The organism is Desulfobacter curvatus DSM 3379, from assembly GCF_000373985.1.
GTDB lineage: Bacteria > Desulfobacterota > Desulfobacteria > Desulfobacterales > Desulfobacteraceae > Desulfobacter > Desulfobacter curvatus.
The window spans coordinates 25,277-39,882 of record NZ_KB893083.1 but is presented as its reverse complement, the minus strand read 5'-3'; the positions used below and the strand labels follow the sequence as shown (position 1 = coordinate 39,882).

Here is a 14,606-nt window from a genome sequence, read left to right as displayed (position 1 = left end):
ATGGACACACTGCGTATCAAACTTTTTGCGATGCTGAAAATTTTTCTCATGAGGTTGTTAATCTGAGTAAAGGTGGCAGAGTTAAAGGAGCTTTCCACCTCCAAAATGTCAATGCCTATCACAGCCGATTTAAAGGCTGGCTGCACCGATTCCACGGAGTTGCTACGAAATATTTACAAAATTATCTTGGATGGCGGCGTTCACTTGAGCAGCGCCCAGGTATATTGCCAGAATCTTTGCTGAGTATCTCATTGGAGCAATTTCAACTATTAAAGGGAACATAGCCTTATCTTTTAAGAGCCGTTGCTATTAGTTCCTTGACTTCATAAAAATCGTAATGATACTCTTTGGCTGCCCAGTTTGATAATGTCCTTTTCACATAATCTAAATTCAGGTTTAATTCATTAGCGACTGTATAAATTTCATTGTGTTTACCTGATTCCAATGCCTCTTCGATAATTCCAGCAAACATATCAGTATCAATGCTGAAAAGCTCCTCAATTTCTTTATTACCATCTAATAATGTCTCAATTAGCCATTTTTCCGGCCATTCGTCTCCAGGTAAAAATGACACCCGATTGGTAAACCAAGCCGAGGCAGACTCCTCGTCCTCATAGGTTTCTAAAGCCTGTAAAAATAATTTTTTATGATTTGAACACTGATTATATTTATCCCCATCCATAATAGCGATACAGTTACCTTTCTTAATTTCTTTGTATCTCGCTGCCATTTGACGGATTATTGCGGAAGATGAGCCTATTGATATTAAATTGACTCTCTGGCGCTGTTCGTGATTTAAAACTCCTTCCAAGATGCTTTCAGCTGTTTCATCCTCAATAAAAATGTCAAGCTCATTACTGTTTTCGCCGGACATTTTACCTCTGGCATATCTTGAGGAAATTTCAGGTGTCATTACGGTGTTGTTTTCAAAGCATTCCAGATAGAAACGCCCTTCAGGTGGAGTATTTTCTAATATGACAGAAGAGTGGGTAGTACAAAGTATTTGAATGTGCTTGCGCAGACATATATCCTTCAATTCTTTAATAAACTTCTTTTGTGCTTTTTCATGAAGCCCAAGCTCTATTTCATCAATAATTAAAAAAAGTCCGTCATCACATGAAAATATCGTTGAAAAAATTTCGAATAAGGCATTCTCTCCTGCCCCCATATTAAAACCAGAGTACAAGGAATCTTTTATTTGGACTACTGGCAATCGGTATTTAGACCACTTTGTATACCAAAATTTTTTATACTGTTTATTTAAAATTCTACCAACAATATTTTTTACATCCTCTTCCCATCCCTCATCTTCCATTTTTTTAAAAGTTTTTCTATAAGATTTTGATACACTTTTCTCATAGTGAGGGACAACTCTATCAATACCTAAATAGACAACATTTCTTTTAATTCGTCTTGAATAGTCATTCCATCGACCACCTTTCTTTTTTTTTCGATATTGAGACCTGACTCCCGAAATGCTCTTTGAACCTTTTGATTTCCAGTGATTGTGAAGAAAACTATAACGTATCTCGATTCCATCAGGAGAAATTTCATCAGAAGACTGAATAAAAAAATCTGAAAAAGTATAATATGGTGTTTTTCTGCTTAATAGTTTATATCCTTTTGAATAATTATGAAATGCACATGCTGCAATGGCCAAAATAGTAGATTTTCCAGAACCATTTTTCCCAGCTATTACAGAAATGGGATATTTAAATTCTAAATGGAACGGGGAAAGCCCTCGAATTTTACCTCTTTTTAAATTCAAAGAAAGCAATGTTTTCTTAGACTCATCCTTACAAAACCATTTTAAATTTTTTTTATCTGTCTTTGAATATAGATACTTCACATGAAATCCTTCTATCCATTGTCAGTTGAGTCATTCTTCAAAATATTATTGCAGCTATACACCCGGATGCCAACAGGGTCAAATAGTCAACTTTTAAACTTTAACTTTTTTGCGTCCGTATACGGACACTCCAACCTTCCGCATATTAAAATCACATTTCTACACGTGTAGAAACCCCAATGCTGACTTTTACACAAACCTACACATTCGCCCATAAACACCTATCAATAAAGGCTTTCAGCCGCATTCTAAAGTCAACCCAGTTTTGAAAGGCCAGTTTGTGGCCACATTTATATCAAACTTAACATTGAAGGAGGGACAGCCATGTCCAGAACCAGCACCACCAATTTAACCGTGGAACCCATTCGTAAAGCCAAAGATGTGAAAGCCATCTCCCGGCTGTTACAATCCAGACCAAGGGATTATCTGCTTTGGGTCATGGGAATTAACAACGGCCTGCGGGCAAAAGATTTGGTCCGCATCAGATACAGTCAGGTGGATGGGGCAAAGCCAGGGGCCGTAATCAACATCATCGAAACCAAAACCGGGAAAAATAATGTGCTGGTCATCAACAAAGCCGTCCACAAAGCGTTACAAGCTTACCTGGCAGAAATAGAGCCCGCACCTGATGATTTTCTTTTCAAATCAAGAAAAGGCAGCGGCCACATAACCAGCCAGAGCGTAGGCCGCATGGTCAGGTCCTGGACATCTGCCATCAATCTCAAAGGCCAGTACGGGGCGCATACCTTGCGAAAGACTTGGGACTATCAGCAACGCACCCGGCATGGTGCAGGGTTTGAAATCCTGTGTAAACGCTACAATCATTCATCTCCCGCCATCACGATGCGGTATCTTGGCATCGAAGACCGGGAGGTCTGCGAGCTGTTGATGAACGAAATTTCATAACAAAGTTTTTTTCAACGAATAATCTTGACAATTACAAATTTGTGATTATTATATTTCTTATTGGTTGAAATACCAGAAAGACGTTTTCAGTGTCGGGACCCAATGACGGTCCGAAAATCTTTCAAAACAGTTTGAAATCTGTATCCACCAACATCAGGATACGCACCAGGGCAAGCAATCCTTGTCCATAAGTTAAAGGCAGGCACAGAGATGTCTGTCACAAGTCAGGAAGCGCGGTACGAAAATGAATGCTACCGCCAGGATTGATACTGCACGCCACAGGTGTATGTGCAGACCGTCAAAGCCAATCCGTCCCCTGACTTAAATACTTATGGTCAGGGTTTTTTTATTTTTAATTCCTGCTCACCACGTCACGCTTGAGCACCCACCTCAAAAAACTGGGCGGAGAAGAAAACTCCACAAGCCCGAGGAAGGGCCTCGGGGAAATTGAAGCGCAGGAGTTTATTTTAATGACAGAGAAAAAAGAATTATGGACACAGCAGGAAGTAGCGGATTATTTTAGGGTTGTACCGAGCACGATTAAAAACTGGCGAGACAGAGGTCTGATAAAATATTGGCAAGCACCAGGGTCAGCACGGGTCCTCTATTTTGCAGAAGAAGTCAAAGATTTCAGGGAGAACAACACATTTAACGGAAAAGGAAACGTACAGGGCAAAAAACCAGCAGTAAAAAGGGAAAAGCCAGTTGTATCACCTAACCCCGCAAGGGTATGGAGGATATGATTATGGCAAACAAAAAATTAAATAAGCATTTGTATCAAGATAGCAAAAGTGGCATCTGGTATTTTCAGAAAAAGGTGCGGGGGATTGAGAAACCATACAAATTTTCCCTGGAAACGACATCTGTCCTTGAAGCCAGAAAAAAACGCGATGAACTTCTTCTCGACATCGCCGTTAATGGAAAAATAACTGACAGGGAAGAACCGGCACTTGATGATGAGCAAGAAAAGGTGTTTGGTGAAATTGCTATGGAATGGGCAAAAATAAAAGAGGGAAAGGTATCAAAATCGACGATGGAAGAATATAAAAAAGATATGAACAACATAATTCTTCCAAAGTTTGGGAACATTCCGATTTCATCTATTTCAAGCCTGGACATTGAAAAATTTATCTGCCAATTGACTTGTAGCGGGAAAAGAAAAAACAATATTTTAACCCCGTTTAGAGACGTGATGAAATTCGCCAAAAGACACAAGTTCATTACAGATAACCCAATGCTGGATGTGGAAAGGATTGAAGAAGCAGCGCCAGATAAAAATCCTTTAAGTCTCGATGAAATTAAAACTTTCCTCAAAACCGTGCCCTCTTATTACAAACCACTGTTTATGTTTCTATTTTTCTCGGGTGTTAGATTTGGTGAAGCGGCAGCCCTGAAATGGAAAAGAATTAATTTCCAAAAAGGTGAAGTTTTTATTCGCAGAACTCTTGTCAGGGGCGAATATAAAGACCCCAAAACAAAGAGCTCCATCAGACACGTCAAATTGCATCCTGTGGCAATAGAAGCGTTAAGGCTTCAAAAAACCCATACTTACGGGAAATCTGACTTTGTTTTTCTGAATAAATTGGGTCGCAATATTCACCAGCACAGTGTCAATCTCCATGTTTTTAAGCCAACATTGAAAAAGGCTGGATTATCCATGGAAAAAAGAAGCTGTAAGGACACTCGGTCATCATACATAACCAACTCCATCGATAACAGCGAAAGGATAGGGTTTGTCCAAAACCAGGTGGGACATACCAACACCAAAATGATAATTGAACATTATTACAAGCATATTCCCGCACCACAAGATGGCAAAGGACTTGAAAAAGCGTTTCCAATTAAAATGGATGGTGAAAAAATTGTGATGGAGCAAGAAGGTGGCTCTGAATAAAAAAAGCTTCCAATTCTACCAGTATTCTACCAGAGAAGAGGAAGCTTAATATTTAACTTATTGAAATAATTAGATATTTTTGGTGGAGGCGACGGGAGTTGAACCCGTGTCCGAAAACAATCAATCCAGGCTTCTACATGCTTATCCTGAACTTTAAAATTGGCCGGGAAGGCTCCTTCAGGAGGGATACAACCCGGTGTATCCTGAAAAATTTAACTCTTGAAACCCAGGAAATTTCAAAAGCGGTCTTGCAAAGTCGACGCCCTGACCTGAATCTGCAAGAAGGATGTCAGGAGGACGGAAGCCGCCTTAAGCAGCTACAGCGTAGTTATAATCGTCTGCGATTATGTTTAAAGCTTGCCAAGTTTACGAGTTGACAAACACTCGACATGCTACCTTGGACGTCAAAATCTCCGTCGAAACCATTACGCCCCCAAATTGTAAAAGAACAAGTAACCTTAACTAATATAATACCCTAAATACTGAAGTCAACGATTTTATCATCAAGAATATTTTTTTCTTTCACGATCCATATCCCGTTTAACATCCCGCTGCTTGATAGCTTCCCTTTTGTCGTAAAGCTTTTTGCCCTTACCAAGACCTATGAGGACCTTTATTTTATCATTTTTAAAATAAATTTTTAACGGTACCAGGGTATATCCTTGTTCCTTTATTTTTCCCACAAGTTTTTTAATTTCATGACTGTGCAACAAAAGTTTCCGGGTGCGCATGGCGTCATGATTGGCATTATATGCAAAGGTATAAGGAGAAATGTGAAGCTGGCGCAAAAAAACTTCTCCGCGCTTAATATCTGCGTAAGAGTCCTTGAAACTGACCCTGCCCTCTCTGATCGCTTTAACTTCCGAGCCCACCAGCACAATACCGGCTTCATATTCATCATCAATGTGGTAATTATGCCGGGCTTTTTTATTGGTGGCGATCAGTTTTGTGTATTTTGCGTTCATGGTTTATTCCTCGTTATCCTTGTAAGGCAAAAAATCCCTGTATTCCTTTTGGATATAATCGACAATTTCCTGAACCGTTTGAAATTGAAGAATCGTTTGGACATCTTTCCGCGCTTTTGACACATCCATGGACCGGATCATTTTTTTGATAACAGGGATAGCACCGGCGTTCATGGACAGATTGGTCAGCCCCAAACCAAGAAGCACAGGGATATTAATGGCATCACCTGCCATCTCACCGCACATAAACAGTTCAATATTGTTTTCGGTTGCCGCATCCACGATCAGCCGGATCATTTTCAGCACTGCAGGGTTTAATGCCTGGTAAAGATGCGCCACCCTCCGATTTCGCCGGTCAATGGCCATGGAATACTGAATCAAATCATTGGTACCGATACTAAAAAAATCAACGTGCCCGGCAAGTTCCCGGGCCATCATCACCGCGGAAGGCACCTCTATCATGATTCCCAACGGAATATCCTTATTAAATATTCTCTCTTCGGACTCAAGTTCAATAATGGCCTTGTCAATACATGACTTTACGCCAATAATTTCCTCAACGCAGGAAATCATAGGAATCAGAAGATTGATATTACCAAACGCGGCAGCCCGTAGAATGGCTTTGATTTGGGTGATGAAAATATCTTCATTTTCCAAGCAAAATCTGACGGCTCTCAAACCTAATGCGGGATTGGCTTCTTCAACCGGATCAATATATGGATTAAATTTATCTCCATTGATATCCAGGGTCCGGATGGTCACCGGGGCCGGATGCATAAGTTCCGCAAGTTCCTTGTATTTTTGAAGCATTTGGTCCTCGGTGGGGAACCGGTTTAAATCCAGACATAGAAATTCCGTTCTGAACAGTCCGATACCGGCCGCCTTATTGTCCTTGGCAGACACCACCTCTTCCACAAGCTCTATATTGGCAAGAAGGTTAATGGGAATCCCGTCGGCAGTAATTGCGGGCAGATGGCTCTCCCGTTCTATGTCGGCCCGGTAGGCTTCAAACCGTGCCATCTTTTCTTCATAACGGAACAGGGTATCTTCATCCGGATTAATGATAAGAATCCCGGCGGAACCGTCTACGATGAGGATCGCGTCATTATTTATATTTGCCGTGGCATTGCCGAGTCCCAGAACCGACGGAATTTTAAGGGATTTTGCCACGATACTTGTATGGGAGTCCTTCCCTCCCCTGTCCGTTACAAATCCCTTGATATGCTCAAGCTGAATTTGGCTGGTATCTGCAGGAGAAAGGTCATGGGCAACAATGATGACCCGTTTGTTGATTTCACTGATCCGAAGATCGGCCTCACCCACCAGATAATGCATTATCTTATCTGAAACCTGAATAATATCATTGCCCCTGGCCCGAAGGTACGGATCATTGATTTGATCAAACATCCGACTGATACGCCTGGACACCCTGCGAAGCGCCCACTCCGCATTGACATGATCGGTGGTAATGGTATCAATGGTTTTTCCGTAAAGCATCTTATCTTTGAACAAAACCATATGGGTTTCAAGAATATTCAGATTCTCACTTAAATCATCCCCAAGAGATTCAATAGCCCTGGCATGGTCTTTTTTGGCTTTCTCCACTGCATTCTTAAACCGGTCTATTTCATTGGCAACCATATCCGGGCTTACAGGATAGCGTTTAATGAGATTAACACCCTCCCGGTCAACAAGATAAGCCTTTCCAATACAGATACCGGGAGAGCCGCTGATACCTCTGAGAACGATTTGATCCGTGACGGTCCTATTCATTTTCATTTTCCCCAAATCCGATATCAAAGAAATCTTTAATTTTATCTGCCAAGGCAGTATCTTCTTCTTTTTCCGTAAAAATGGACACCTTTGTTCCTGTAACCGCACACAGGGATAAAATTTCGATAATACTTGCGGCATCCACAATGCTCTTTCCATTTGATAACCAGATGCCGCCATGGGCGTCCTGGGCCATTCCGGCAATTACTGCCGCAGGCCGCGCGTGCATTCCTAGGGCATTGACAACAGTTGCCTGCCGAAATACTGAATATTGAGAATCCAAGTTTATAGCCATTCCAAATGATTTTTTCTTTTTATGTCATCAAAAAAACAATAGATTGAAAGTGTTAACAGACCCACTTGATCCATTATAACGAATTGGATAGTATATACCACATTTAATCTATTTTAGCCAGTTGGGTTGACTGACCTGAACCTGTAGCCGGAACCGTTCCAAGAGGAGTTGAACATGAGCACATCCAAGACCATCCAGTATCCCATTGATGATTTCAAGTCCGGTGAGTCATGGCGTCTGTTTAAAATTATGGGCGAATTTGTTGAAGGGATAGACGGACTTCACGACCTGGGACCTGCCGTATCTATTTTCGGTTCCGCAAGAACAGCCAAAGGGCATCCTGATTATGAAACTGCAAGAAAGACGGCAGCCTGTTTTGCAGCCGGCGGCTATGCGGTCATTACAGGTGGCGGTCGGGGTATAATGGAAGCGGCAAACCTGGGCGCATCAGAGCAGAACGGGGAGTCCGTAGGGTTAAGAATCGCCCTGCCCTTCGAAGAAAAGGGTAATGACTATATGACCCGGTCTTTGGACTTTCATTACTTTTTTATCCGCAAGGTCATGTTTGTAAAATACGCCCAAGCCTATATCATCATGCCGGGAGGTCTCGGCACTATGGATGAAATGTTTGAGACCCTGACACTGGTACAAACCCAGCGTATCCGGAAAATGCCCGTCATTTTAATGAACAAGGAATTCTGGGCCGGACTTCTGGATTGGATCAAAAAATCACTTGCCGGAAACGAATTAATCTCGCTCGAAGATATGAATCTGTTTTCATTAGTTGATACCCCGGAACAGGCCCTTAAAATAGTAGATAACTTTTATAACAAAACTTGATGAAAAAAGTAACACCATCATTGAAGCCCCCTTCTTGGGACATGAAAAACGGTATTGTCGGGTAACTGTTTTAAACCAAGCTCTTTGCAGATATATTTTTTAACCGGTTCAATATCCGCCACAGGCGTTTTAAGTCTTGCGGCGCGCAGAAACATCTCTTCCCAGGAATTTAAGTAAACCAGTGTAAAATCTGAAATTCTACCACTGGGTCTTTCCGCATAGAAATTGACGGAAACAAATAAACGTGTAATGAAGGGCTTCTCTCTCAATGCATCAAAACTAACCGCCTTTGCTAATTCCGGGGTAAAAAAATCATGCATGCCCCTGTAAAGTTTTTCAATGCTGTCGTGGGAGACTTCCGTAGGATTAGGGGCCATGGTCAAAAAAGTGTGGTCCGTATAAAGATGATTGTGAATCAACCAGGCCCCGATTTCTTCCACGGAATTTGCCGTGAGGATGGATTCTTCATCCATCCCGGTCTGGATCGATGGTTTATGGATCAATTCCCACGGACCGTATTTTTTCCCGGACGGAGCCAGGTATCTTAGATAAAGCCTTGAAAAATGACGATCCCCGCTTGAAATCAGAAGCAATTTTTTAATCTTACCCGGCTTGTCCTGGAACTGAATATCCACCTTGCGCTCAAGGACCATACGATCCTGCTCGGAAATCGCCAGTTCCGAATCATCCCGAAACCGGCTTTTAAGGTCCGTGTACCGTGTTATCATATACTGTTCAATGGTCAAGGAAAGGCGGTGAATGGCGGTATAAGGCCAGGATCTGAACCGACCGATCTCAAACACCTTTTCCTGGGTCCATCCCCACTCTCCCAGGCACCGCTCTAAGAGGATGCGTCGCAGACCAAAAACACTGAAATCCAGCTCCGATTGTTTTGTGATCCCCAGCTTGAGAAAAAAACAGGTTAACAAAAGCTTGATGGAGCGAGTGTCCCCCGAATTCATATAGAACTGAATCATGGTATTGAGCAAAATAATATAAGAATCGTTCTGTCCCGGTTTCAGATGGGCCCCTGAATTCATCCATTCATTCTTATACTCATTGCACAGCATGGGTTCCCGGCCATAGGTATTTATGTATTTTTCCAACAGGGCCATCTTAATAACTGATTTAAAAGGGCTTTTCAGCCACTTAAACATCTGCCAGATGGACGCGCCAAAATATTCATTACGGGGTACGGCATGGATATCACCCAAATCAATATACCGTTTAGTACCGGGCAAACGATTAATGCAGTCAAAAATCAGATTATAGTAATTGATGCTGATGCTGGTGGGAAGTGCCGTCCACAAGGGCAGTCTGCCTGCCACATGGATCATGGTCCGGTAAAACTCCTCTTTAAGCAACCGGGCCTGGGCAGAGCCGGAACTTTCCTGGGATGAGCCGCCAAAATCATTATCACGGGCCTTAAAAATATCCACAAGAAAAAAGGTGACCTGAATTTTAAACCGCTCCAGAGCCATTCGTTCCAGGGCATCAAATTTCCGGCGCAAAAGATCGGTTGCCTGGCGGCCCAACCGCTTTTCATCTATACAAACCCAATAATCAATGTCGGACTCCGCAGTCTGGGCAACCGACCCAACACTTCCCATGGAATATATTGCAAGGATGCAAGGCTCCGGATGCCGACGCACGATAACATTGGCACCTCCCAGATATCGCCGCCCAACCCGCTCAGTCTCCCTTGACGGCAGATAATCCGCTACGCCACAAGGTGTGGACGACGGAATCTTGCTGGTTTCCGGCATTGCAATATTTTCATGGAGCAATAAAGGCAGAAGTTGAAAAAAGTCGGCCTGCTCCGGCTTGAAAATATCAAAGGCCGCCAGCAGACTCAATTTATTCTGTTTAAGAAATTTTGCCTGTCCATAATGAATAAACTCACAAAAAATGAGCATGTTGATTTCATTGGCCACCCTGGGATCTATTCTTGGCAGGTCATTGAAGCTGAGTTGGTATCCCCTGGCATTATAATTCAGATCCCGGGTACGCAGGTCCATGGCTGCATGGGATGCAAACCGGCAAAACCTGGCCCTCGCATTGGTGAAATCGGCCATGTGAAGCCAGGTATTGGCAAAAGAGAGACCGGATAGCCGCGCATGTGCAAAAACAGCACAGGTCAAATCAGCTTCGCTAAAAGAGGATTTTGCGATGACGGCCTCAACGAACAGCCCATCGCTCATATCTGCCCCGTTTAAATTACAATTATAAAAAGAGGCGTTTTGAAAACTGCACTGACTGAATTTTGCATTTTGGCCAGACACATTGACAAAAACGGCATCATCAAAGCAGGTCAGATCAAACACAGCCTCATCCAGATTCATATTGTAAAACAGGGTATTTCGGCATATAGCGCCTGACACATGAACACCTGCCATCGACGTATCAATAATCTGTGACTGGGTCAGATTAAGTATGGACCGGGTAAAATCCATCCCGGACAGATCCAGGTCCCGGATAACCGCTTTCTGGAGACCCAGGTCCTGGGGAACAATCCGTTGCTTTAAATCATCCAATTTCTTTTGGACCGGATCCTTGAGCACGAACTTGAAAAAAGCGGCCACAGATTTTTTCTCAGGCATTTCCGTCTGGAGCTTCTTAAAAGGGGCGGCAATGCTTTTGCGTTCCTTGAGCAGCAGGTTCTGGGTTTTTGCCATGAGCCTGTCCACTTCTTTCCTGGTCCGGTCCGAGCCGCAAATGTCGATGTTCTCCTTTAAAATCCTGACTACCCTTTCCGGACGTTTTTTGATCATACCGAAAATACATGCCAGATTGACGTCATAATTTGCACCCTGATAGGCATCCTTGTGCAGCGCAATGTCCTGGAGCGCAAAAAATGCGAGTCTGGACAACGCCGAAATTTCCATATGGATGATGGGGATAATGGAAGGATACGTGTCTCGAACCATCTCCATTACCTTGTGAAAGGGGTATCTGCCGGTCACAACAAGGGCTCTGAAAGCACTGACGGCCTCGTTGGTCTTGGCATTTTGAAACCGCTGAAGCACAGGCTCGAACAGCTCCGGGTACTGCCCGAAGGATGAATTTTCAATCAAACCGTATACGGCCATCCTGACCTTTTTTACGGTTTCTTGGGTCAACGCTTTTTTAAAAATGCGTAAAGGCACTTTTGAGCGCATCATTGAAATGGCTTTAAGGCCTGCAATCCTGTCTTGGGGTTTCTGGGACAACAGCTCGTTTTCTTCTATGAGAGAAGGGTTTCTCAACGAGGCGTCAATATTATGCAAATAAGGGTCAACATCCCGCCCCCGGTCAAACAGACCGGCATAGTACCAGGTGACGGCCTGGCGCTGCTTAACCCCGGCAAGCACATAGCGAAACAGGCCGGCAAAACGCAGACGGATGGCAGGGCCTGCCTGCAGATATTGGTCGGCAAAAATCAAACGAAGCCGGTCATCCAGATTCTTGACACAATTTTTTATCACGTCCTGCGACACCCGTTCCAGGTAAACAGCCTTGAAGGCAAAAAAAGCACCGACATTACCTATATTCATAAGCGCCTGGATGAGGGCAATTTTATCTGAAAATGCCATTTGCATAAAAATCTTGCGGTAGATCAGCGCTGCCCCCTGAAAGGCTTCGGCTTCGGCCTGTTTTGCCGATTTATTTTCCAGCGGTGTTTCAACATTCTTCCGAATGATAAAAGTCATCTCGATCAAACTTTTTTTCGCCGCTTCTCTTAGAGGGTAATGGGTTGAAAAAACACTGCTTAAAATCGGCAAAAGGCCAAGATAAACAGAGAACTTTGGTGCCCGAAGGACCAAATCTTTGCGCTGCTGTTCATCAAGGTTTTTCCAGTAATCATCAAAGGTTTGACGATCAAATCCAGGATTAGAGTCATCCATGCTGCTGTGCCAATTCCCATCTTCCAGGTGGTTTCAAAATTTTATATCATGCCGGGCTATATTTTAATTTAAATTTGGTATATGATTTAAGTTTAATTTAAAATCTCGATACAATCTTCAATATTGCTTTAATATTGTATATCATACCAGAACCACTTTATGAACTTATTTGATGGCAGAACACAGGATAAGACCGCAGACCAGGGGTATGATGCCCGGTCCATAGAGGTGCTCAAGGGCCTTGACCCGGTCAAGCGCAGACCGGGCATGTACACGGACACATCAAGCCCGGACCATCTGGCCTTTGAGGTTATTGACAACAGTGTGGATGAGGCCATTGCAGGCTTTGCCACACGCATTGATGTCACCCTGACACAGGATAACAGAATCATTGTATCGGACAACGGCCGGGGAATGCCCGTGGATATCCACCCCGAGGAAGGCATTTCCGGTGTTGAACTGATCATGACCAAGCTGCATGCAGGCGCCAAATTCTCAAGCAAAGATTATGCTTTTTCAGGCGGGCTGCACGGTGTAGGTGTTTCGGTGGTCAATGCCCTGTCCATTCACCTGGGCATTGATATCTGCCGGGACAAAAAACGTTATACCATTGAATTTCAAAACGGCGTTAAAACAAAAGACCTGGAAGAAACCGGTACATCTACCGAAACCGGCACCACGCTGGAATTCAAACCGGATCCGGCCTATTTTGATACGAATCAATTCAATGTGACCGCCATCCGGGCAGCGCTTAAATCCAAGGCGGTTCTGTGCCGGGGGCTGACCACCACCTTTACCGCTGAGCAAACCGGAGAAACTGACACCTGGCATTATGACCAGGGCCTGGATCAATATCTTCAAGAGATGATCGGCAGCACCAAGACCATCTTCCCGGAACCGTTCACAGGATCTGCCGACAATGATGAGTTAAAAGCCGTATGGACGGTGAACTGGGGACAGGACGATTCCCTTGACATTGAGGAGAGTTACGTCAACCTCATCCCCACAAAACTTGGGGGAACCCATGTCAACGGATTCAGATCAGGTCTGCTGGAGTCTGTTAAAGAGTTCTGCAAATTTAGAAACCTGCTTCCCAAAGGCGTGTTTCTCACCCCCGAGGATATCTGGCAAAATGTGGGATATGTACTGTCCGTTAAACTTGTGGAAGCCCAATTTTCAGGCCAGACCAAAGAACGGCTCTCATCGCGGCACTGTGCAGGCCTGGTGAATATTCAAGTCCGGGACGCGTTCAGTTTGTGGCTGAACCAAAACGTGGCGTTAGGCGAAGCCCTTGCCCAGGCAGCCATTGAAAATGCCAGGCGCCGGGAAAGAAAACGCAAAAAAGTCTCCTTGAAAACCCGGACCAGTGGGGCCTCTTTGCCGGCCAAACTGTCAGACTGCACCAGTGATGACCAAAGTCAGCGGGAGCTTTTTTTTGTGGAGGGTGACTCGGCCGGCGGTTCGGCCAAGCAGGCCAGAGACAGGCGTTTCCAGGCCATCATGCCCCTGCGGGGAAAAATATTGAATACCTGGGATTTAAATTCTTCTACCATACTTGAATCCAAGGAGATCCGGGATATTTCTCAGGTATTAGGCGTGCTACCCGGATCAGAGGACATTTCCGGGTTGCGCTACAACAAATTATGTATCCTGGCCGATGCAGACTCCGACGGCCTGCACATTGCCACCCTATTGTGCGCACTTTTTCTAAGGCACTTCCCCGCAGTGGTCCGGCAGGGCCATGTGTTTGTGGCCATGCCGCCCCTTTACCGAATTGATATGGGAAAAGAGGTGTTTTATGCCCTTGATGATTCGGAAAAAAACGCCATCACCAAGCGCCTAAGCCGCAGGAAAAAACCCAAAAAAATAAATATCCAGCGTTTCAAGGGACTAGGTGAAATGAACCCCTCCCAGCTTCGGGAAACCACCATTGCACCGGACTCCAGGCGGTTAGTCCAGCTGACAATCACGGAGAAACCAATCGCCGGAGAACAAAAAACCGAACCGGCCGGAGGAAACGAAAAATCGTCGTCAGTCTCATTTGACAAGGAAAGTACGGCCGACGCCCCGGCAGCGGATTATGTTCGAACGTCAGAAAAGGATGAAGTATTCCAAGTCATGGATATGCTTTTGAGCAAAAAAAGGGCCCGGGACCGGAAACAATGGATTGAAACCCATGGAGTAATCAAAGAGATTTAAT

General features: G+C 44.1%; 11 protein-coding genes and 1 other RNA gene. 6 read left to right on the top strand and 6 right to left on the bottom strand.

Annotated elements, in window-relative coordinates:
- Positions 1-284: IS1595 family transposase (locus tag B147_RS31525; RefSeq protein WP_245569061.1), on the top strand; the 284-nt coding region annotated here is incomplete at its 5' end.
- A gap of 2 nt (positions 285-286) precedes the next feature.
- Here B147_RS31525 and B147_RS28950 read toward each other — a convergent pair.
- Positions 287-1,849, bottom strand: a complete 1,563-nt coding sequence (locus B147_RS28950) for an AAA family ATPase (protein ID WP_020588868.1) — start codon at positions 1,847-1,849, stop codon at positions 287-289.
- A 324-nt stretch (positions 1,850-2,173) separates the two neighbouring features.
- Here B147_RS28950 and B147_RS0119380 point away from each other — a divergent pair, with 324 nt between their 5' ends.
- From B147_RS0119380 to B147_RS0119370, 3 genes are all read left to right on the top strand, one after another.
- Positions 2,174-2,755: a tyrosine-type recombinase/integrase gene (locus B147_RS0119380; RefSeq protein ID WP_020588867.1), complete on the top strand. Its 582-nt coding sequence runs from the start codon at positions 2,174-2,176 to the stop codon at positions 2,753-2,755.
- A 470-nt stretch (positions 2,756-3,225) separates the two neighbouring features.
- Complete coding sequence (locus B147_RS0119375) at positions 3,226-3,498, top strand: helix-turn-helix domain-containing protein (RefSeq protein WP_020588866.1); 273 nt, start codon at positions 3,226-3,228, stop codon at positions 3,496-3,498.
- Between the two features lie 2 nt (positions 3,499-3,500).
- Entirely contained in the window at positions 3,501-4,649 is a 1,149-nt protein-coding gene (locus B147_RS0119370; protein ID WP_157237960.1) for a tyrosine-type recombinase/integrase, read from the top strand.
- An 80-nt stretch (positions 4,650-4,729) separates the two neighbouring features.
- Here the strand turns inward: B147_RS0119370 and ssrA are convergent.
- From ssrA to B147_RS0119350, 4 genes are all read right to left on the bottom strand, one after another.
- Positions 4,730-5,084, bottom strand: a transfer-messenger RNA (tmRNA) gene (gene ssrA, locus B147_RS31320).
- A 68-nt stretch (positions 5,085-5,152) separates the two neighbouring features.
- The gene (gene smpB / locus B147_RS0119360) at positions 5,153-5,614 is read right to left on the bottom strand and encodes an SsrA-binding protein SmpB (protein WP_020588863.1); all 462 of its coding nucleotides are present in this window, start codon (positions 5,612-5,614) and stop codon (positions 5,153-5,155) included.
- Positions 5,615-5,617: 3 nt separating this feature from the next.
- Entirely contained in the window at positions 5,618-7,393 is a 1,776-nt protein-coding gene (ptsP, locus tag B147_RS0119355) for a phosphoenolpyruvate--protein phosphotransferase (RefSeq protein WP_020588862.1), read from the bottom strand.
- Complete coding sequence (locus B147_RS0119350; protein ID WP_026259738.1) at positions 7,380-7,682, bottom strand: HPr family phosphocarrier protein; 303 nt, start codon at positions 7,680-7,682, stop codon at positions 7,380-7,382. Before B147_RS0119350 ends, ptsP begins: the two co-directional genes overlap by 14 nt.
- 174 nt (positions 7,683-7,856) lie before the next feature.
- Between B147_RS0119350 and B147_RS0119345 the strand changes: the two genes are divergently transcribed.
- On the top strand, positions 7,857-8,522 hold the full coding sequence (locus B147_RS0119345) for an LOG family protein (RefSeq protein WP_020588860.1): 666 nt from the start codon (positions 7,857-7,859) through the stop codon (positions 8,520-8,522).
- 17 nt (positions 8,523-8,539) lie between these two features.
- Here the strand turns inward: B147_RS0119345 and B147_RS0119340 are convergent, their stop codons facing one another.
- Positions 8,540-12,406 carry a class I adenylate cyclase gene (locus tag B147_RS0119340; RefSeq protein WP_020588859.1) on the bottom strand — a complete coding sequence of 1,289 codons (3,867 nt, stop codon included), beginning with the start codon at positions 12,404-12,406 and terminating at the stop codon, positions 8,540-8,542.
- A 159-nt stretch (positions 12,407-12,565) separates the two neighbouring features.
- Between B147_RS0119340 and parE the strand changes: the two genes are divergently transcribed.
- A complete protein-coding gene (gene parE, locus B147_RS0119335) occupies positions 12,566-14,605 on the top strand; it encodes a DNA topoisomerase IV subunit B (protein WP_020588858.1) in 2,040 nt (679 codons plus the stop codon).
- Position 14,606: the final 1 nt, after the last annotated feature.